Raw genomic sequence first — 20919 nt, 5'->3', positions numbered from 1 at the left:
GCGAGTTGTCAGTGATGCTGACTACAGTGATGCCCAAAGCTGTAGCCAGCTGTAAACGGGGAGGGTGCTGTGGAGCCGACTGAGGCTGCCGTGGCGGGGTTCGCGGCGATGCCGTTCGGATCGATCATCGGGGCCGCGCACAGCGCGGTCGGTGAACTGGTCACCGAGCTGTCGTCATTCACGAAGTTCCGCGATCGTATCGACGAACTGCTGACGGACCTCAAGACGTCCCCCGCCGGCCCGAACAAGCTGGGCGAAGACCCGGTGACCAAGGGCCAGTTCGGCGACCCCGGCTGGTCCGAGGCGACCGGCCTCTACACGACGTACAACACGGTCATCACCGAGCTGGAAACCCTGTCGAAGCTGCTCTCGGACTCCATCGAGGGCATGGGCATCGCGGTCCTCGCCTCCCACAACGGCTACGAGAACCTGGACATCGACATCCGGCGCCGCATGCTGGCCATCAGCAAGGAAGCGACCGAGCACTACGGCGGTGCCTACGACCCGACGAAGCAGGACGGCGGCAAGCCGACACCGGCGCCCACGTCCACCGAGTCCACCGGTGACGGCATCTGATGACAACGACGATCACGGGCACGACACGGGGATAACGGGGGCTGGATATGGGAACGACGTCATTCGAAGGCATGTCTCATGAGCAGATGCTGGCCTGGCTCGACCAGGCGAACAGCGGGGCTGTTCAGGGGGCGGCCGACCGACTGCTGAGCGCGGCCACGGAGATCCGCAAGATCGCGGAAGACCTGAAGATCCGCCCGCAGATGGTGGAGTGGAAGGGCGAGGGCGCGGACGCCTTCCGCACCTGGAGCGCGGACCTGGCCAACTCGACGCTGCGCCTGGGCGACTACAGCGAGGGCGCGTCGAAGTGGCTGGCCCGCGCCTCCGACGCGATCGCCGCAGCCCAGGTGGCGATCCCCCGCACCCACGCCGGCGCGGCAGCGAACCTGGCAGCGGCCAAGGAAGCGCGCAACGACCCGGATGCGTCGGCGGTCGCGCGCGAGGCCGCGGACACCCTGCTGGCGAACAAGGAGGCGAACCGCCAGGAAGCGGCCGCGCAGATGCGGAAGCTGGCGGAGTCGTACGCGTTCTCGTCATCGCAGATGAAGGGCCTGGAGAAGCCGGTATTCCCGCCGCCGCCGGCGATCATTGTGCCGGAGAACCAGGGAAATCTGGACAGTGGGAGCGGGGACTACGCAGTTGGGGGAGCGGATACGGGCGGCTCCGTCGGGGGCCTCGCACGGGGTGCTACGTCGTATACACACGGCCCTGAGTCGTCAGACGGCCACGTAATACCACCGGGCGTGTCTACGCCGACTCCTGGAGTGGGAGCCACGGTGTCACAGCCGGTCGACATGGGGATCGACAGCGTGGCAACGCTGCCGGACCCTTCGACGCTCCCCCCGACCACCACGCCGAGCGTTCCGAATCCGGGCAGGCCCGAGACCAGCCTTCCGACGTCACCCACAGTGTTCCCCAACGTCGGACCGGTCGCTCCGCCTACGACGAGCGGAGGCGGCCGTGGGCTGCCGAGTGGCGCACGTCCTCCCATACCCACGGTGGGACCGCCGAATGCCAGCGGTCCCGGTACCAGGCCTCCCGGTCCCATCGTCGGTGGACGTCCTGTGCCGCAGAACCCTGGCCGCCCCATGGGCGGCCTCCCCCGCAGCCCGGTGATCGGAAACGAGGGAACGCACGCCGGCCGTGGACCGATGGGACATGGTCCGGCAATGGGCGGCACCAGCGGTGGCCAGAGCGGCATTGTCGGCGGTCGCCGTCTCGCCGGTGAGACGGGCGGCATGGTGGGCGGTCGCCCACAGCAACCCGGGCATGCCAACGCGCGCCCGTTCACGCCCGGCGGAACTGGTTTGGTGCGTGGCGCGGCAGACGGTGGCCGTGCTTCTGGTCCGATGGGTCGAGGTGGCGCCGGGGTGACGCCGCGCTCAGGTGATTCACGTCGCGACGAGGGCAGCGACAGGCCGGATTACCTGATGGAGGACGAGGAGACTTGGCAGCAGGGCGGCCGCCGTGTTGTTCCTCCGGTCATCGACTAGGGCAAGAAACCACTCAGGGGAAATGAATGCGTACCAGCAGTAGTCGCAAGGTAGTTGCTCGGCGAGGGACTGTGGCATCCACTGCGTTGGTTCTGCTGCTGGTTGGCGCTGTTCCTGCATCGGCGGATTCTGTGCGAGCGGATCAGTGGCATCTGGATGCGATGAAGGCCGAGGAGATGTGGGCGGTGAGCACCGGCGCGAACGTGACCGTCGCGGTGATTGACACTGGTGTGGATGCCTCAAACGCCGATCTGCTCGGACAGGTTCTCAAGGGCAAGGATCTTTCTCCTGGATCACCGGGAGATGAGCGAGATGACTACGACACACACGGCACAGCGATGGCTGGCCTGATTGCTGGCACCGGAAAGTCGAATGGAGGAAATGGGGCCTTCGGCCTGGCCCCTGGGGTCAAAATTCTCCCTATCCGTATGAGGGATGACACCGGTAAGGTCAACGGTGCCACGGGGAGTAAGAACTTTAGCGAAGATGTTTCTGCTGGAATTCGATTCGCGGCTGACAGTGGCGCCAAAGTAATCAATATTTCTCAAGGTAATCAGGCAGGATCGCAAGAGCTGTCCGACGCTGTGAAATATGCCCTCGGAAAAGGCTCACTTGTTTTCGCTGCGGTGGGAAATACCGGAAACTCTGGAAATCTCGCACAGTACCCGGCGGCAACACCTGGGGTTGTTGGAGTAAGTGCTATTGATAGAGATCTGAAAAGATCTAAGGAATCTCAGTACGGGACCCAAGTAGACCTTGCTGCTCCTGGAGTGGAGATGGTCCACGCATGCGGGGGGAAAACGGGGATCTGTAAATCTCGCGGCACTAGTGATGCCAGTGCTCTCGCCTCCGCCTCCGCTGCTCTCATCTGGTCCAAGCACCCGGACTGGACCAATAACCAGGTCCTGCGGGTCCTGCTGAATACGGCCGGAGGTCCGGTCAGTGGTGATGAGCGCACGGACGCCATCGGTTACGGCATCGTCCGTCCCCGTATCGCGCTGAAGACCCCCGGTGACCCCGGCCCCGCCGATGAGTACCCGCTTCACGACTTGGCCGCAGCCGAGAGTCCCGCTCCTTCCGCCAAGCCTTCGAAGGGCACGGGGAGTTCCGAGTCGGACGACAAGCCCGCTGCTGCCGCCCCTTCGGCCGATGGAGACGGTGGCAGCAACACCGGTCTCTGGATCGGCATCGGTGTCGGGGCTGCCGCACTCATCGGCGCAGGTGTGGCGGTCGTGGCGGTACGGTCGCGTCGTCGAAACGCAGCTGCCTCGCCGCCGGCCGCGCCTCACCCGCCGCAGTACCCGGGGCAGGCCCCGCCCGCGTACCCGCAGCAGCAGGTACAACCTCCGTACCAGGGCTACGCGCCGCCGCAGAATTCCCCTGGCTCGAATCCGCCTTATGGTGGCGCGCCGGGACAGGACCGTCGCGTCTGAGGCGCGTCGGCGGCACCACTGGGGCCCGGCATCTGCCGGGTCTGCCCGTACTCCGGTGCGGATAGCGATGCTGTCCGTATTCGGTTCGGCCTGGTAGCCAAGGGAACTGAAACCTGACGGGAAGATCAGTCCCTTATTTATCCCATTCGATATGGGAGAAGTTGCGTCGATGGCGCAGGATCTTCGTACCTTCAGTTCGCCCTTCGCAGTGACTATTTGGCTGGATCTGCAGAGTCGCCCGCTCGCATCAAGGTGTCTGTGAGCCGGGATCGGCAGACTGAGGGGTCCAGTGGCGGAACTGTGCGAGTCTCAGGTGGTATTGGCCCACTCAGTGACCCTGCCCTTGGTGTGAGCACTTTCGTGTGCACGCGACGGAGGTATCGAGGAAGGCTCAGCCGAAGGGGCGATGTCTTCAATTCTGGGTTAGCTGGAGTAGGGCAGGCGCGCTCCCGCTCCATGCGTACTCACGGTTAGGTTTCGTCAACCCCGCCACGCCAGAATTTTTGGTCTTTATCTGTTCAGGCTGGAAAGCCTCTCCTGTGGCAGGTCGATGGATAGCTAGCCGCTAGCGTGGGCGTCATTGAGAGCGGAGCGGTGGGCTTCGGTGGCATCCGGGATTGAGTACGGGGGATTTCGTGACGTTCGACTCAGAATGGGCAACGCTTCGTGCCGAATCGACACAGCGGGTCGATATGCGGCTGAATGGTGTGCCGGCGGAGCCGGGGGGTCCCGGTGGTGGGCCGGTTGTTGCGGATCTTGCGGTGAACAAGGACAACCTGGGTGCTATCGGGCATGAGGCGTACGGTCTGCGGACCCGTGTGTCGAAGGACGGTGATCATGCCCGTCCGTCGACGTTCGACGCGGCCATCGCGCTCACCAACGGGAACTTCGAGAGCGGGTCGGGGCTCCTGAAGGTCCATGACCGGTGGAACACGCATCTGAAGACGTTGCTCGACGCGTGTGCGCAGATTTCGAATCACCTCAATTACACGACGTTGTCGCTTCAGAAGGACGATGTCCAGATCGCCGGGGATCTCATCTCGGTCTCCAAGCTCAATGAGTATCTGAAGTAATCCCCGGGGGAATTGACGTGCTGAAGTACGCAGACATTGTCGATGCGCCGATCGGCAAGCTCCAGACGGCTGTGACCGACTGGACGGAGATGGTCACCAAGCTGGACAAGCTGGCCACGGATGCCAATGACGGGATGAAGGCCAAGGCGGACAAGGCGGAGTGGGAGGGTGAGAACGCCGGTATCACCAAGGCGTTCATCGCCAAGACCGCCAAGGAGTTCAAGGACGCCGCCGCCGAGGCCAAGGGTGTCAAGCTGATCCTGGAGGACGCCCACACGGCCATCAGGAAGGCCAAGGACGACCTGGTGAACATCCGGGACGTCGAGGGGCGCGAGGCCGGCATCCATGTCGATGCCCAGGGCAAAGTGACGGCCCGGCATCCGCTGGAGAAGGACAACACCGCACGGCACGACCCGGACTACTCCGAACTCCTGCGCAAGCAGAAGGAGTCCATCGAGGCCTGGCAGAAGAAGATCGATGTCATCGTGGACGACTGCAATGATGCGGACGCGGCAATCAAACGGGCCCTTGAGGCCAACGTCACCGAGGGGCGCAATTTCAGCGCACCCAAGTACGGGAGTCTGGATCAGGAAGAGGCGGCCTATGCTGTCGATTTGGCATCCAAGGGTCCCGGTATTACGCATATGGAGCTGCAGTCACTCAATGAAGTGCTGCGTGAGCGAGGAAAGTTTCCCGAGTTTGCCAAGGTGTTCTACGAGAAGCTCGGCCCCGAGAAGGTGCTCACTTTTTTCGGACAGCTCTCTACGGGAACGAACGGTTATGGAAAAGTTGACAAGGAGCGGTTGGCGGATGTTCAGGCACTCCAGCGCAACCTCGGTCTGAATCTTGCCACCGCCTCGCACGACAAAGAATTCGCGGCCGAATGGGGGCCGGAACTTCGCAAGCTGGGTACGCAGCAAATTCCGCTTGCCAAGAATGATTACGGTGGTGCGTACGGTTATCAGTTGTTGGGCGGCATCATGCGGTACGGGAACTACGACGCGAAGTTCCTCAACCCGATCGCCGAACATGTGGCGCAGTTGCACCAGAAGAGTCCGCATATTTTCGCGAGTACCAATCAGGACACTGCCTACGCAGGGAACCCGTTCAACCCTTCGGGGAAGAATGGATCCGGGTTTGATCCGGCCACCGCCATGCTGGAGGCGCTGGGCCACAGTCCGGATGCTGCGAAAAAGTTCTTCACCGATGTCCCGACCGCGTACAACGAGGACGGCACGGTCAACAAGGAGAGTGCAGCGGATCTGGGTAAGGGTGAGGATGGTGAGGCGATTGGGAATTACCTTGACTTCTTCGGAAATGATAAATGGAAGTCTTTCTCGGACGTCGGCCATGACAACCCAGGTGCTTCTGATACGACCCGTCAGTATGTGCCGGACGCGCTCGGGCATGCTCTGGAATCGGCGACCCTCGGGTATCCGTACGACAGCCCGGATGCCAAGGTGGTGCGCGACTCCGATAATGCGGCGATCATGCGGCAGGTCATGGAAAAGTATGGAGCGGACGCGGGTCTCCTCCACAAGCAGAACGCTATGGCAGACAGTCTGGGAGTCATGGGCGCCGGGTACATAGACGACATCAACTGGGCGCTCGAAAAGGGGGATTCCGAAAGCGTCTTTGCCCCAACGCGAAATCCTGATGGTCACCTCGCCTTCGACAGTAGCGCCTACAAGGGGGGGCAGGAAGGCAGGAGTGTCGCGCGCGGCTTCCTCAGCGTTCTCGGACAACACCCGGATGCCTATGCCACCCTCTCCACGGCGGAGCAGGTCTATACCCGGAGCGTGTTGGAGGCTCAAGTGGGCTCCGACGGGAAGGTCGACATGGGTTCCGCCCGGTCGGCTGTGCACGTGGGCGCCGAAGTCCAGGGCATGCTCGACCAGTCCCGGGCCGACCAAGTTGAGGCAGACTTCATGAAGACTCATGAGGACTACGAGAAGGCCGTGGCCAAGCGTTCGGGCTGGGTGGAGTTCGGTGCGGTGGCGGGGGTTGCGGCCGGTGTCGCTTTCCTTCCGGTAACGGCTGCGGTAGGCGCTGCTGCTGTGCTCATTCCCTTGGCGACCGATACTGCGAGCGGTGCAGCGGAGCAGCTCATCGGCCAGGTCGTGGGGGATATCTCGGACAACTCGGTGGAGAAGAGCAAGGAAAAGGCTGAGAATCTCACTGTGGAAGAATGGAACAGTATTTACCGTTCCGGCGAGGCCATGGCCGAGGCTCCGATGGAGGAATTTCTGGCGCGTCACGGAAGCGAGGAGGATTCCAACTTCCGCCAGGACTTGAAGGAGTCGATGAGGTCAGGCTACTCAAGTGGCAATGATCGCGAGAATCAGCAAGGCAGTGCGCCGGAGACCGGGTGAAGTCGGCAACGCGGAAGATATGAGGGGGTGGGCGGGGTGCGGTGCGGAAAAGTGATGGCGGCCGCCGGTCTGGTACTGGCTGTTGTTGCTGGCGGGGTGGCATGTGGGGCCGAGGAGCCCCAGTCGCCCTATGTGAGCGCGGCTGAGGGGTGCGAGGGCCTGTTCGTGGGCCCTCTGGAGAAGACGGTTGAGGCCGTTGCCGGCGGCACGTCTTTCGGTCGGCGCTCTGGAGGGGGCATGGACCGGGTGGTCGAGGCGATCAAGAAGGGGTACGCGTCGGGACGCCGTTGGTCGCTGGCTGAAGAACTCTGCGAGATGCGTGCCAAGGGTGTTGATTCGAGAGAAGCGACCACACTGTCCTTCCTCATCTACGCGCCGGACGATGTGGGTGATCCGGGCAACCCTGAGGGCACTCGGCTCTTTCCGTTGGGTAAAGAGGCGGTGGCCCGTTCCCGTGTGGCCGGGCTTTACTTCGAGTGTGTCAGTCCGCGACTGGATGGTTCCAGGAATCGACCGGCACGGATTTATGGGGGATTGGAAGGTGCTGCGAATCGAGGTGACGCGGTGGAGAACCTGGTGGCCAATCTGACCGTTATTCATGCCGCTTCCCTCGCCGTCGCCGAAGAGCTTGAATGCGAGAACGACGGCGGGTTGCCCCGGGAGCTGGATCCGAACCTTCAGCCCCTGCCGTAGGTCGCCCGCGCTCGTTGAGTTCGTGGAGTCGGGAGGCCGTCCTGTGTCCGGGGCGGCCTTCCTGGTCACGACGTCCAGCCGGCGCCGTCCGCCCCCGCGCCGTTGATGGTGCTCTCTGTGAGTGCCGCACTCCGCACGGTTGCCGTTCGCGCCGTGTGCATCCGTCCCGCCGCCTCCCTTCTCCAGGAGCCGCGGCGGCTGGCCGCTCCGGGGATGGCGACGCGCAGGGGAACGGCCCTCGGAAATGGAACCGTCTGCCTGGCTTTATGTGTTTGGGGCGGAAAGTGATCTCATCCCGAGGTGCCTCGGCTGAAACTGAGCCGCTAGCGTGGGCGTCATTGAGAGCGGAGCGGTGGGCTTCGGTGGCATCCGGGATTGAGTACGGGGGATTTCGTGACGTTCGACTCAGAATGGGCAACGCTTCGTGCCGAATCGACACAGCGGGTCGATATGCGGCTGAATGGTGTGCCGGCGGAGCCGGGGGGTCCCGGTGGTGGGCCGGTTGTTGCGGATCTTGCGGTGAACAAGGACAACCTGGGTGCTATCGGGCATGAGGCGTACGGTCTGCGGACCCGTGTGTCGAAGGACGGTGATCATGCCCGTCCGTCGACGTTCGACGCGGCCATCGCGCTCACCAACGGGAACTTCGAGAGCGGGTCGGGGCTCCTGAAGGTCCATGACCGGTGGAACACGCATCTGAAGACGTTGCTCGACGCGTGTGCGCAGATTTCGAATCACCTCAATTACACGACGTCGTCGCTTCAGAAGGACGATGTCCAGATCGCCGGGGATCTCATCTCGGTCTCCAAGCTCAATGAGTATCTGAAGTAATCCCCGGGGGAATTGACGTGCTGAAGTACGCAGACATTGTCGATGCGCCGATCGGCAAGCTCCAGACGGCTGTGACCGACTGGACGGAGATGGTCACCAAGCTGGACAAGCTGGCCACGGATGCCAATGACGGGATGAAGGCCAAGGCGGACAAGGCGGAGTGGGAGGGCGAGAACGCCGGTATCACCAAGGCGTTCATCGCCAAGACCGCCAAGGAGTTCAAGGACGCCGCCGCCGAGGCCAAGGGTGTCAAGCTGATCCTGGAGGACGCCCACACGGCCATCAAGAAGGCCAAGGACGACCTGGTGAACATCCGGGACGTCGAGGGGCGCGAGGCCGGCATCCATGTCGATGCCCAGGGCAAAGTGACGGCCCGGCATCCGCTGGAGAAGGACAACACCGCACGGCACGACCCGGACTACTCCGAACTCCTGCGCAAGCAGAAGGAGTCCATCGAGGCCTGGCAGAAGAAGATCGACCTGATCGTCGACAATGCCAACGACACCGACGTGGCCTTCAAGAACGCCCTTGAGGCCAACGTCACCGAGGGCAACGACTTCAGCGCCCCGAAGTACCAGAACCTCGACCAGGAGGAGGCGGCCCGCGCCGCCGACCTGGCCGCCAAGGGCCGCGACATCAATCACACCGAGCTCGCGGCGCTCAACGAACTCCTGCACGACAACAGCAAGTCGCCGGAGTTCTCGAAGAACTTCTACGAGAAGCTCGGCCCGGAGAAGGCCCTCGCGTTCTTCGGGCAGCTGTCGACCGACACGTACGACTACGGCAAGGTCGACAAGGAGCGCCTGAAGGACGTCCAGGACCTCCAGAAGAATCTGGGACTCAACCTGGCCACCGCCTCGCAGGACCCCAAGTTCACGGCCGAGTGGGGGCCGGAGCTGCGCAAGCTCGGCACCGAGCGCGTCCCGCTGGCCAAGTACGACAGCAACGGGCCGTTCGGCTACCAGCTGCTCGGCGGCATCATGCGGTACGGGAACTACGACCCGAAGTTCCTCAACCCGATCGCCGAGCACGTGGCGCAGCTGCACCAGAAGGACCCGTACATGTTCGCCGAGAACAAGCAGGTGAACAGCCCCTTCAAGAACCCGTTCAACCCGTCCGGGGTGAACGGTTCCGGCTACGATCCGTCGGTGGCCATGCTGGAGGCGCTGGGGCACAGCCCGGAGGCGTCGAAGCAGTTCTTCACCGATCCGCCGACCGCGTACAACGAGGACGGTACCGTCAACAAGGGGGCGACGGCCGACCTCGGCAAGAAGGACGGCCAGGCGGTCGACAACTACCTCGACTTCTTCGGGAACGAGAAGTGGGAGTCCTACGGGGACGTCGACTCGCTCGACCCGGACGAACTCAAGCGGTCGCTCAACTACATGCCGGACGCCCTGGGGCATGCCCTGGAGTCGGCGACCCTCGGGTATCCGTACGACAGTCCGGACGCCACCGTCGCGCGGGACGCGGACAACGCCGATGTCATGCGTCAGGTGATGGAGAAGTACGGATCGGACGCGGGCCTGCTCAAGCAGCAGGAGGCGATGTCCGACAGCCTCGGGAACATGGGCGCGGGCTACATCGACGACATCAACTGGTCCCTGGACAAGAACAACCCGGACAGTGTGTTCGCGCCGACCAAGAACCCCGAGGGGCACCTCGACTTCTCCGACCTCGCCGGCCAGGACGGTGGCCGGGACGCGGCGCGCGGCTTCCTCAGCGCTCTGGGGCAGCACCCCGACGCGTACGCCACCGTCTCCAAGGCCGAGCAGATCTACACCACGAGTGTCCTGGAGGCGCAGTACCAGGACGGGAACATCAAGGAAGGCGCCGCCCGGTCGACCGTGCACGTCGGCGCCGAGGTCCAGGGCATGCTCGACCAGTCGCGGGCCGACCAGGTCGAGGCGACGAACCTCAAGACCCACGAGGAGTACGAGAAGGCCGTGGCCAAGCGGGCCGGCTGGGTGGAGTTCGGGGCCGGGGCGGCGGTCGCCGCCGGTGTCGCCTTCCTCCCGGTCACCGCGGCCGTGGGAACGGCGGCCGTTCTCATCCCGCTGGCCACGGACACGGCGAGCGGGGCCGCGGAACAGCTCATCGGTCAGGTCGTCGGCGACATCTCCGACAACTCCGTGGACAAGAACAAGGACAAGGTCGACGAACTCACCCGGGAGGAGAAGACCAAGGTCTACTCCTCCGGTGAATCGATGGCCGAGGCGCCCATGGAGAAGTTCATGGCCCTGCACCACATCGACATCAACAGCGATCTGGGCCAGGACCTCAAGGAAGCGATGCGGATCGGGTACGGGACCGGTAACGACCGCGAGAACCAGCAGGGCAACGACCCCGAGACCGGCTGACGCCCGCAGGGCGGTGACCGGGACGGAATGATCGGCGATGAAAGGCGTGGGACCGGTGCGAGTGGTGAGGGCGCTGTCCGTGATCGGGCTGGTGATGACCGTCGGGGCGGGCGCGGTGGCGTGCGGTTCCGAGGAGGAGGAGTCGCCGTACGTGGGCGCCGGGGAAGTGTGCGGGGGTGTGTTCGCCGGTCCGTTGGAGAAGACCGTCGAAACCGTCACGGGCGCCACGTCCTTCGACCGGACCGGTGAAAAGCGCATGGACCGGGTGGTCGAGGCGCTCAAGAAGGGCCATGCGTCGGGCCGCAGCTGGGCGACGGGGTACGACCTCTGTGTCCTGGGTGCGGAAGGCGCCGACCGGCGCGACGACGTGAAGATCAATTTCTCGATCTACGCGCCGCAGGACGTGGGGGACACGGACCTTCGCGGGGGCGCTCGCATGTACTCCATGGGCAAGGAGGCCACGGCGGGGCCTGTCGGGGCCCGTATCAATTTCGAATGCGTCAGCCCGCAGCTCGACGGTTCGAAGGACCGGCCCGCGCGTATCAAGGGGGGCTTCGGGAACGCCAAGGACCGTGGGCCCGCCCCGGAGAACCTGGCCGCCAATCTGACCCTCGCCCATGCCGCGTCCCTCGCCGTCGCCGAGAAGCTCGGATGCGAGGACAACGGCGGTCTGCCGAAGAAGCCGGACCTTCGGCCCCTGCCGTAGACCGGTCTCCTGCCGTGGACCGGTCCCCTGCCGTAGACCGGTCTCCTGCCGTGGACCGGTCCCCTGCCGTAGAGCCGTACTCCTGCCGTGGACCGGCTGCCTGCCGGGGGCCGGTCTCCGGCCCGGGGCCGGCTTCCCCCGCGGGCCCAGCGGGCCCCGCGGGCCCGTCACGCGCAAAGGCCGCCCCTGCCGGGGCGGCCTTTCCGGTGGATCCCGTCACGGGAGATCCCGTGAAGCTGAACTGGAGACCGTGACCGGATTCGAACCGGTGTAACTCGAGTTGCAGTCGAGCCCCTGAGCCTCTCGGGCACACGGTCGGGGTGTGGTGCTTCGTGCGTCGTGCTTCGTGCTGTTCGTTGTTCTGATGTCGACCGTAGAGCGGGCGGGGGTGGCACTCAAGGGGCGGGGGCGCGCCGCAATACGACTGCCATACGCCGTTCATGACCGGAGCCGCCCGGCTTACGACCAAGGGATGAGGCCGGGGCGGCACATCGACAGGGTTCAAACCGTTTCGTGCCCCTTACCCTTGGGCCATGACCGCCCTCGAACCCCGTGACGCCGACGTCGCGCCCCCCGTGCAGCACCCCATATCGGACCCGATGCCGGACCGTATGCCGGACCGGATATCCGACGTGACCGTCGGCGACCCGGGCGAAGGGATTCTCGGGCGGACCTACCGGGCGCTCAGCATCGGCATCGTCTCCGTCGTCCTCCTCATCGCGTTCGAGGCGACAGCCGTCGGTACCGCCATGCCGGTCGCCGCGCGGGAGCTGAACGGCATTCCGCTGTACGCGTTCGCGTTCTCCGCCTACTTCACCACCAGCCTGTTCGCCATGGTGCTCTCCGGGCAGTGGGCCGACCGGCGCGGGCCGCTCGGGCCGCTCGCCACCGGGATCAGCGCCTTCGCCGTCGGTCTGCTGCTCTCCGGTGCCGCGAGCAGCATGTGGATCTTCATCGCGGGACGGGCCGTCCAGGGCCTCGGCGGCGGGCTGGTGATCGTCGCCCTGTACGTGGTCATCGGGCGGGCCTACCCGGAGCGGATCCGGCCCGCGATCATGGCCGCGTTCGCGGCGAGCTGGGTGATCCCCTCCGTCGTCGGACCGCTCGCCTCCGGAACGGTGACCGAGCACCTCGGCTGGCGCTGGGTCTTCGTCGGCATCCCCGTGCTCATCGTCTTCCCGCTGGCCCTGGCCCTCCCCGCGATCCGGCGCATGGCCGCCGGGCCGGCGGACCCGGACGCGCCCGTCGCCCCGTACGACCGCCGTCGCATCCGGCTGGCGCTCGGTATCTCGGTGGGTGCGGCGCTGCTCCAGTACGCCGGGCAGGAGCTGAACTGGTTCGCCCTGCTGCCGGCCGCGGTGGGGGTCGCGCTGCTGGTCCCGGCCGTGCGCGGGCTGCTCCCGGCCGGTACGGTGCGGGCGGCGCGCGGGCTGCCCGCGGTGGTGCTACTGCGCGGGATCTCCGCCGGTTCGTTCATCGCCGCCGAGTCCTTCGTACCGCTGATGCTGGTGACCCAGCGCGGGCTGACCCCGACCATGGCCGGGCTCTCGCTCGCCGTCGGCGGTGCGACCTGGGCACTCGGTTCGTACGTGCAGTCCCGGCCGCGTCTTGAGGTGCACCGGGAGAAGCTCATGGTGACCGGCATGGTGCTCGTCGCCGCGTCGATCGCCGTCGCGCCCTCGGTGCTCATCGAGGCCGTGCCCGTCTGGATCGTCGCCGTCGCCTGGGCGTTCGGCTGCTTCGGCATGGGCATGGTGATCGCCTCGACGAGCGTGCTGCTGCTGAAGCTGTCGGCCCCCGCGGAGGCCGGGTCCAACTCCGCCGCGCTCCAGATCTCGGACGGCCTGTCGAACGTCCTGCTGCTGGCCGCCGGGGGCGCCGCCTTCGCCGCGCTCGGCGGCGGGGCGATGGGGGCGGCGCACGGGGCCGTGGAGGCGGGAGCGTCCGGCTCCCACCCGGGGGCGTTCGCCGCGGTCTTCCTGCCGATGGCGGGGGTGGCGCTGGTGGGGGCGTGGGTGGCGGCCCGGGTGCGGGTGAGGTGACGGCACCGAGTGGTACCGCGCGGTACCGTCGATCCCGAGTGTGTTCGGCCAGGACGCGTATCCGGACGTGTGGCAGAAGGCCGCGGCTCTGATGGAGTCCCTGGCGCGCAACCACTCGCCGGTGGACGGCAACAGGCGCATCGCCTGATACACGACCTGGGTCTTCCTGCACATGAATGGGCATCCGCTCAACGCGAGCTTCGATGTGGACGAGGCGGAGACGTTCGTGCTGGATGTGTGCCAGGGCGCCCTGGACATGCCCAAGATCGCCGAACAGCTGCCCGGGTCCGCCGTGTAGGCACTCCTGTGAAGAGCGTCTCAACGGGCCCGAACCACGGCTCGTTCGTACGGGGTTCCGGCCGGGCCGCCGGTAGGGTGGCCCGGTTGTCGTATCTCGTACGAGGTCGTGCGAGCTCACTACGGACAGCGCCCCACGTACCCGAGAGCCCCGAACCGGAGACCGTGACTACTACCGCCTCCCACCACCTCTCACCCGCCTTTCCCGGCCGTGCCCCCTGGGGCACCGCCGGCAAGCTGCGAGCCTGGCAGCAGGGCGCCATGGAGAGGTACATCCAGGAGCAGCCGCGTGACTTCCTCGCCGTCGCGACACCCGGCGCAGGCAAGACCACCTTCGCGCTGACCCTCGCCTCATGGCTGCTGCACCACCATGTCGTCCAGCAGGTCACCGTCGTCGCACCGACCGAGCACCTCAAGAAGCAGTGGGCGGAGGCGGCCGCCCGGATAGGCATCAAGCTCGACCCCGACTACAGCGCCGGACCCGTCAGCAAGGACTACCACGGCGTCGCCGTCACCTACGCCGGTGTCGGCGTCCGTCCGATGCTGCACCGCAACCGCTGCGAGCAGCGCAAGACCCTCGTGATCCTCGACGAGATCCACCACGCCGGTGACTCGAAGTCCTGGGGCGAGGCCTGCCAGGAGGCGTTCGACCCGGCCACCCGGCGGCTCGCGCTGACCGGTACGCCGTTCCGGTCGGACACCAACCCGATCCCCTTCGTGGCGTACGAGGAGGGGAACGACGGCATCCGCCGGTCGTCCGCCGACTACACGTACGGATACGGGAACGCCCTCGCCGACGGTGTCGTCCGCCCGGTCATCTTCCTCAGCTACAGCGGCAACATGCGCTGGCGCACCAAGGCCGGTGACGAGATCGCGGCGCGGCTCGGCGAGCCGATGACCAGGGACGCCATCGGGCAGGCCTGGCGCACCGCGCTGTCGCCCACCGGCGACTGGATCCCGAACGTCCTCTCCGCCGCCGACAAGCGGCTCACCGAGGTGCGCAAGGGGATTCCGGACGCGGGCGGGCTGGTCATCGCGACCGACCAGGAGTCGGCGCGCGAGTACGCCAAGATCCTGAAGAGGGTCACCGGTGAGAAGGCGACCGTGGTCCTCTCCGACGAGAAGGCCGCGTCGAAGAAGATCGACCAGTTCACCGAGGACGGGTCGCGCTGGATGGTCGCGGTCCGCATGGTGTCCGAGGGCGTCGACGTGCCGCGCCTGGCGGTGGGGGTGTACGCCACCACCATCTCGACGCCGCTGTTCTTCGCGCAGGCCGTCGGGCGCTTCGTGCGCTCCCGCCGGCGCGGTGAGACGGCCTCCGTCTTCGTACCGACCATCCCGATGCTCCTCGACTTCGCCAACGAGATGGAGGTCGAGCGGGACCACGTCCTGGACAAGCCCAAGAAGGGCAGCGACGAGGAGAACCCGTTCTCGGAGGAGGACAAGCTCCTCGCCGACGCCGAGAAGCTGGAGGACGAGGAGACCGAGGAGCAGCTGCCCTTCGAGGCGCTGGAGTCCGACGCGGTCTTCGACCGGGTGCTGTACGACGGTGCCGAGTTCGGCATGCAGGCCCACCCCGGCAGTGAGGAGGAGCAGGACTACCTGGGCATCCCGGGGCTGCTCGAACCCGATCAGGTGCAGCTTCTCCTCCAGAAGCGGCAGAGCCGGCAGATCGCGCACAGCCGCCAGCGGCCGGCCGAGGAGGCCGATCTCCTGGAGAAGCCCGCCGAGGCCCGCCCGGTCGTCACGCACAAGCAGCTGCTGGGCCTGCGCAAGCAGCTCAACACGATGGTGTCGGCCTACACCCACCAGAGCGGCAAGCCGCACGGCGTGATCCACACCGAGCTGCGGCGGGTCTGCGGCGGGCCGCCGAGCGCGGAGGCCACCGCCGGGCAGATCCAGCAGCGGATCTCCAAGGTCCAGGAGTGGGCCACCCGCATGACGTGACGCGAAGCGGTGCGAGTAACCACCGGTCCGGGACGGGAGCGCGCTTCCTGACCCGGACCGGTCGCGTTTCGGGGAGCTGCCGGGGGTCCTACCAGACGAACGCCGCCGACTGGTTCGCCGTCGCCACGCACGGGACGGTCGCCGAGGTCGGGGACGAGGCGACGATCTGCAGCGACCAGTTGGTGGCGCCCGGAGGAGAGGGCAGCACCACGGAGTTCGTCGTGTCGCCCGCGGCCAGTGTGCCGGTGGTGAGTTTCAGCGGGCCCAGGCTGATCGGACTGCCGCCGCTCATGCCCGGGTTCGTCTTCCCGGAGAACCGCACCTCGCTCGTGACGCCGCCCGAGGTCTTCGACAGCTTGAGCGTCGTGGTGATGCTGTTCGGGTCGGCACTCGTGCCGGGCGGCATGGTGATGGCCGTGGAGGTGATCTTGATGGTCTTGCCACCAGCGCCGTCGGCGGCGGTCAGCGTGGCCAGTCCGCTGCCCCAGCTGCCGCAGTTGTACGTCGCGGTCGCGGTGAGCGGAGTGACGGCGGCCGACGTGGTCGACAGGGCGAGCGTCGCCGCGACGGAACACGCCGCGGTGACCGTCAGCAGGGGCAGGCGTCTTCGGCGCGGCCGGCTCGGCCGGGCCTTTGTTCCGGGTGTATTCGACATGACGGGAGGAACTCCTTCCGGTTGAATTCCACAGATCCGCTGCGATTGCCGATCTGGGTGCCGGGCCCGGCATGTCGGTGCAGTGAAACGGCGCCCATCGGAGAAGTCAATAGCCGCCGGGAGCAGGTAATTACGGCGAAGAAATGCCTTCCGGGTGTTTCCCGAAAGGATCAAATAATTCTCTCTTGACTTCTCTGCACCCGCCCTCCTCAATGTGCGCAATCAATGGGGTGTGGAGGGATGTGGTGCCGATGCGTCGCGTGACACGGGTTTCACGGGTGACACAAGTGGGGCGGACGATCCGCCGACGAAGATCCGGCGGTGCCGGCCGCCGGTCCGGCGGATCACGCCGTACGGGACTGCTCGCGGGCTGCCTCGTACTGTCGCTGGGCTGCATCGGTGCCACCACGGCTGCCACGACTGCCACCGCCACGACTGCCGCTGCCACCGGGGCAGGTTCCGGCGCGGCCGGCACCGTCACGCCCACCGTGCACTGTGTGCTGCCCGCCGGGCAGGGCGAGGCCACCGGACCGCAGGAGATGACGGTCGAGCTGACCCCTGATGTCGTCGCCCCCGGGGGCACCGTGCACGCCAGGGTCACCCTCGGCCCGTCGCCCGCCACCAGCGGCATCGCCCTGGAGGACGTGCCCACCATCCCGAGTCTCGACCTCGCGATGACCGACGGGGCCACCGGCACCGTCACCGTGCGGGGCGATGAGTTCACCATGGACGTACCGGCCGGGCAGCCCATCGAGATACCGCCGTACGAGGGGGACTTCCTGGTCCCCGCGGACGCCTCCGGCGAGATCTCGTTCGCCCCCCTGCGCACCCTGACCCAGACCAAGGTCTTCGGTTCGGTCTTCGAGACCCCCTGCGACGTGGTCGGCGCCGCCGGGTCCATCGGGACGGTGACGGCCGAGGGGGACGGCGGTGAGCCCGCCACCCTGACCGCGCCAACCGACTCCGTGCGCCCCAACACCCCTGTCGCTCTGGGCGGTTCGGGGTGGACGCCGGACGGAGCGCCCGTTCCCTCACTGTGTGCGGTGGGCGGCGGTGGCTGCGATCCGCTGAAGTTCCGGGCCCACTCCCTGCGTATCGACTCCTACGGGACCCTGACCGGTACGGCGACCCTCGCCGAGGCCGGGGCGGTGCCGGACGGAGCGTACGAGGTGAAGGTCAACGACGGGACGAAGGAGGCCACCGCCCCGCTGACCGTGAAGGCCGTCGCGGCGGGCGACCGGGAGATCACGCTGTCGAGCGGCAGCGGTCCGGTGGGCAGCGTCATCACCGTCAGCGGCAAGAACTACAACCCGGACCGGTGGATCAATGTCATCGGTCTCGACGCGGCGGGTACCGCGCTCGACGACACGGCCGTCTATGTGAAGAGCGGCACGGACGGCACCTTCGCCGCGGAGTTCACCGTGACGTCCGACGCCGTCGCCGCCGTCCAGGCGGACGAGGGCAATGACCCCGCCACCGTACGGACGGCACCCTTCACCGTCACCACGGGCGGCGGCGGGGACGGCGGTACGGCCGAACAGAAGCTCACCGCCTCCGTCCGGGCCGGCACCCTGAGCATGGTCCAGGACGGCGACACCGTCGACTTCGGTACGACGGTCCTGGGCACCGGCAGTGGTGTGCAGCGCTCCCGGCTCAACCGGGTGGAGGTGGAGGACGCGCGCGGCGTCAACAGCGGCTGGTCCCTCACCGCCACGCTCACCGACTTCACCGCCGCGGGCGTCAGCGGCGCGGGCCCGGCCACCATCCCGGCCGACGCGGTCAGCTGGGTCCCCAAGTGCCGTGCGCAGAACGGCAGTCAGGGTACGCCGGTGGCGGGGTCGCCCGTGCGGCTCGGCAGCACCGCGGCGAGTCTGTGCCGGATGAACCCGGATGGTTCGCGTCCGTTCACCGGCGGACGCTTCGACGCCGACGCCGATCTCACCCTGACGGTCCCCGGCTCCGCACCGCCCGGGGACTACAGCGCCACGCTCACCCTCACCCTGCTCTGAGAGCAGGCACCGCGAAGAGCCCGCCCGATGATCCGCAGCGGCATGGACAGGGCGGGCTCTTCCTCGCCCGGTGCCTGAACGTTTGCGAACCCGCCCCGTCCGGACCCGCACCTCCGAGGGACCGGACCCGCACCTCCGAGGGACCGGACCCGCCCCCTCGGCACGCCCTCCAACCTGTCTGCCCGAAGGAGCGACCATGCACCCGTCCCAGTCCCCGGCCCCCTCCCCGATCCCGCCCCCAGCCCCAGCCCCAGCCCCAGCCCCATCCCTTTCCCCCTCCCCGTACTCCGGCCGAAGACGGTCATGGCGCCGTGCCGTCGCACTCGCCGCCGGGGCCGTTCTCGTCTGGACCGGCGGTGCCGTCGCCGTGGCCCCGGCCGCCCATGCCGGTACGGTCACCCCGACCGTCCACTGCACGCTGCCCGCCGGACAGGGCGAGGCCACCGGACCGCAGGAGATGACGGTCGAGCTGACCCCCGACGTCGTCGACCCGGGCGGGAAGGTGCACGCCAAGGTCACCCTCGGCCCCTCGCCCGCCACCAGCGGCCTCAGCCTGAACGACGTGCCCACCACACCCAGCCTCGACCTCGCGATGTCGGGCGGTGCCACCGGCACGGTCACCGTCACCGGACCCGAGGTGACACTCGACATCCCGTCCGGGCGGCCCATCGAAATACCGCCGTACGAAGGGGACTTCCTCATCCCCGCCACCGCGAGCGGGCCGATCTCCTTCACCCCGGTGCGCAATCTGACCCGTACGAAGGTGCTGGGCGGCACCTACCAGACCCCGTGCGACGTGGTCAGCGGAAGCGGCTCCATCGGCACGGTCACCGCCGAGGGCAGTGCCGGACAGCCCCCCACCCTGGTCGCGCCCGCGGGCCCGGTCCGGCCCAGCACCTCCGTCGCTCTCGCGGGCAGCCGCTGGACCGCCGGCGGCGCCCCCGTACCGTCCCTGTGCGCACCCGACGGAGGCGGCTGCGACACCGGGGCGTTCGCCTCGGACTCCCTCGCCGTCAGCGGCTCGGGACAGCTGACCGGCAGCGCCGTGCTCGCCGCCGCGGGCGCGGTGCCGGACGGGGCGTACCTGGTCAAGGTCAACGACGGTACGAAGGAGGCGACCGCACCCCTCACCGTCCGGGCGTTCGTCCCGGGCGGCCCGCGGGCGATCACGCTGTCCCGCGCCGCCGGACCGGTCGGCACGGTCGTCCGGGTGACCGGCACCGACTACCTCCAGGACCGGTGGATCAATGTCATCGGTCTCGACGCGGCGGGTACCGCGCTCGACGACACCGCCGTCTATGTCAAGAGTGGTCCCGACGGCACCTTCTCCGCCGACTTCACCGTTCTCTCCGATGCCGTCGCCGCCATCCAGGTCGACGAGGGCAACGACCCCGCCACGGTCCTGAGCCGTCCCTTCACCGTGACCGACACCTCCGCCACGCTCACCGCCGGGGCCGGGAAGGTGAAACCCGGCGGAACCCTCGCGCTCGGCGGGGGCGACTGGCCGTCCGGGGCCACCCCGGCCGCCGCGCTGTGCGCCGCCGACGGAACCGGCTGCGACCCGGGCCGGATCAGCGGCTCCACCCTCCGCATCACCGCCGAGGGCGCGCTGACCGGCACGGTCACCGTGGCGGGCACCACCCCGAAGGCCGTGTACACGCTCCAGGTCACCGCCGGGTCCGCGCAGGCCGTCGTCCCGCTGTCCGTCGCCCCGACCTTCGTCGTCCTCACCCCTCCGTCGGGTCCGCGGGGTACCGCGGTCACCGTTCTCGGGCAGGGCTTCGCCAAGGTGGCCACCGTCTCGATCGTGGGACTGCGGGCCGACGGATCGCAGACCTCCGACCCGGTGCGGACCAAGGTCGTCGGGCTGGACGGGGCGTTCTCGCAGACGTTCACCGTCAACGCCGCCGACACCGTCGCCATCCGGGTACGGGAGGTCCTGGTCAACCCGCGGACGGAGACGGCCGCGTTCACCGTCCGGGACGGTACGGTTCCGGCCGGTCCCTCCTTCCAGCTCTCCCCGCCCGAGGGGCCGGTGGGCACCGTGGTCCAGGTGACCGGACGCGGCTTCGCCCCCGTGGCGACGGTCGTGGCGACGGGGCGCGCCGCGGACGGGAAACAGACCTCGGACAGCCATGTCACCCGGATCGTCGGACTCGACGGAACGTTCGCCCTCAACTTCACCGTCCGGGACCCGGCGACGAAGTCGATCAGGGTCTGTGAGGTCCTGGTGAACGGGAGAATCAGCCAACTTGAGTTCACGGTGAGTTAACGTCGGTTCACGAGTGAATACGGAGTGTCGCGAGGGCGTCGCCCGACCTGGACGCGCGTAGACGTTCGGTTTCCGGACGATGCCCCGCTGACCGGCGCTTATGCTCCACCGGCTCCGCCGGGTTCCGGCAGGAGACCGGATTCTGGACGAGGTCTTCCGC

General features: G+C 67.2%; 14 protein-coding genes, 1 tRNA gene and 1 pseudogene. 14 read left to right on the top strand and 2 right to left on the bottom strand.

Features of this window, described 5'->3' with window-relative positions:
• Nucleotides 1–69: 69 nt before the first annotated feature.
• The 9 genes from OHA98_RS33965 (at nt 70) to OHA98_RS33925 (ending at nt 11537) form a co-directional block, all read left to right on the top strand.
• The gene (locus OHA98_RS33965) at nt 70–576 is read left to right on the top strand and encodes a hypothetical protein (RefSeq protein WP_323179691.1); all 507 of its coding nucleotides are present in this window, start codon (nt 70–72) and stop codon (nt 574–576) included.
• Nucleotides 577–662: 86 nt separating this feature from the next.
• Nucleotides 663–2069, top strand: a complete 1407-nt coding sequence (locus OHA98_RS33960) for a WXG100 family type VII secretion target (RefSeq protein ID WP_266931511.1) — start codon at nt 663–665, stop codon at nt 2067–2069.
• 26 nt (nt 2070–2095) lie between these two features.
• Nucleotides 2096–3502, top strand: a complete 1407-nt coding sequence (gene mycP, locus OHA98_RS33955) for a type VII secretion-associated serine protease mycosin (RefSeq protein WP_266931509.1) — start codon at nt 2096–2098, stop codon at nt 3500–3502.
• 635 nt (nt 3503–4137) lie between these two features.
• Nucleotides 4138–4575, top strand: coding sequence for a hypothetical protein (locus tag OHA98_RS33950; RefSeq protein WP_266931507.1), 438 nt, complete (start codon nt 4138–4140; stop codon nt 4573–4575).
• A 17-nt stretch (nt 4576–4592) separates the two neighbouring features.
• A complete protein-coding gene (locus OHA98_RS33945; RefSeq protein ID WP_266931505.1) occupies nt 4593–6947 on the top strand; it encodes a hypothetical protein in 2355 nt (784 codons plus the stop codon).
• Nucleotides 6948–7184: 237 nt separating this feature from the next.
• Entirely contained in the window at nt 7185–7640 is a 456-nt protein-coding gene (locus OHA98_RS33940; RefSeq protein WP_266931504.1) for a hypothetical protein, read from the top strand.
• A 393-nt stretch (nt 7641–8033) separates the two neighbouring features.
• On the top strand, nt 8034–8471 hold the full coding sequence (locus tag OHA98_RS33935; protein WP_266931502.1) for a hypothetical protein: 438 nt from the start codon (nt 8034–8036) through the stop codon (nt 8469–8471).
• Between the two features lie 17 nt (nt 8472–8488).
• Nucleotides 8489–10831: a hypothetical protein gene (locus OHA98_RS33930; RefSeq protein WP_266931501.1), complete on the top strand. Its 2343-nt coding sequence runs from the start codon at nt 8489–8491 to the stop codon at nt 10829–10831.
• Nucleotides 10832–10886: 55 nt separating this feature from the next.
• Nucleotides 10887–11537, top strand: a complete 651-nt coding sequence (locus OHA98_RS33925) for a hypothetical protein (protein ID WP_266931499.1) — start codon at nt 10887–10889, stop codon at nt 11535–11537.
• Between the two features lie 242 nt (nt 11538–11779).
• Here the strand turns inward: OHA98_RS33925 and OHA98_RS33920 are convergent.
• Nucleotides 11780–11854: transfer RNA gene (locus OHA98_RS33920), tRNA-Cys, on the bottom strand.
• A 216-nt stretch (nt 11855–12070) separates the two neighbouring features.
• On the opposite strand from OHA98_RS33920, the gene OHA98_RS33915 reads away from it, so the two are divergent.
• The 3 genes and pseudogenes from OHA98_RS33915 (at nt 12071) to OHA98_RS33905 (ending at nt 15823) form a co-directional block, all read left to right on the top strand.
• Complete coding sequence (locus OHA98_RS33915; RefSeq protein WP_266931497.1) at nt 12071–13579, top strand: MFS transporter; 1509 nt, start codon at nt 12071–12073, stop codon at nt 13577–13579.
• Between the two features lie 37 nt (nt 13580–13616).
• Nucleotides 13617–13877: pseudogene (locus tag OHA98_RS33910) on the top strand (type II toxin-antitoxin system death-on-curing family toxin); the annotation flags it as partial.
• Nucleotides 13878–14041: 164 nt separating this feature from the next.
• Nucleotides 14042–15823 carry a DEAD/DEAH box helicase gene (locus OHA98_RS33905; RefSeq protein ID WP_266931495.1) on the top strand — a complete coding sequence of 594 codons (1782 nt, stop codon included), beginning with the start codon at nt 14042–14044 and terminating at the stop codon, nt 15821–15823.
• 88 nt (nt 15824–15911) lie between these two features.
• On the opposite strand, the gene OHA98_RS33900 is transcribed toward OHA98_RS33905, so the two are convergent.
• The gene (locus OHA98_RS33900) at nt 15912–16478 is read right to left on the bottom strand and encodes a hypothetical protein (protein WP_266931493.1); all 567 of its coding nucleotides are present in this window, start codon (nt 16476–16478) and stop codon (nt 15912–15914) included.
• A gap of 287 nt (nt 16479–16765) precedes the next feature.
• On the opposite strand from OHA98_RS33900, the gene OHA98_RS33895 reads away from it, so the two are divergent.
• On the top strand, nt 16766–18487 hold the full coding sequence (locus OHA98_RS33895) for a hypothetical protein (protein ID WP_266931492.1): 1722 nt from the start codon (nt 16766–16768) through the stop codon (nt 18485–18487).
• A 367-nt stretch (nt 18488–18854) separates the two neighbouring features.
• Nucleotides 18855–20759, top strand: a complete 1905-nt coding sequence (locus OHA98_RS33890; RefSeq protein WP_266931490.1) for a hypothetical protein — start codon at nt 18855–18857, stop codon at nt 20757–20759.
• Nucleotides 20760–20919 lie beyond the last annotated feature (160 nt).

The sequence above is a fragment of the Streptomyces sp. NBC_00654 genome (assembly GCF_026341775.1).
Taxonomy (GTDB): Bacteria; Actinomycetota; Actinomycetes; order Streptomycetales; family Streptomycetaceae; genus Streptomyces.
This window is presented reverse-complemented; position numbering and strand designations above follow the sequence as displayed.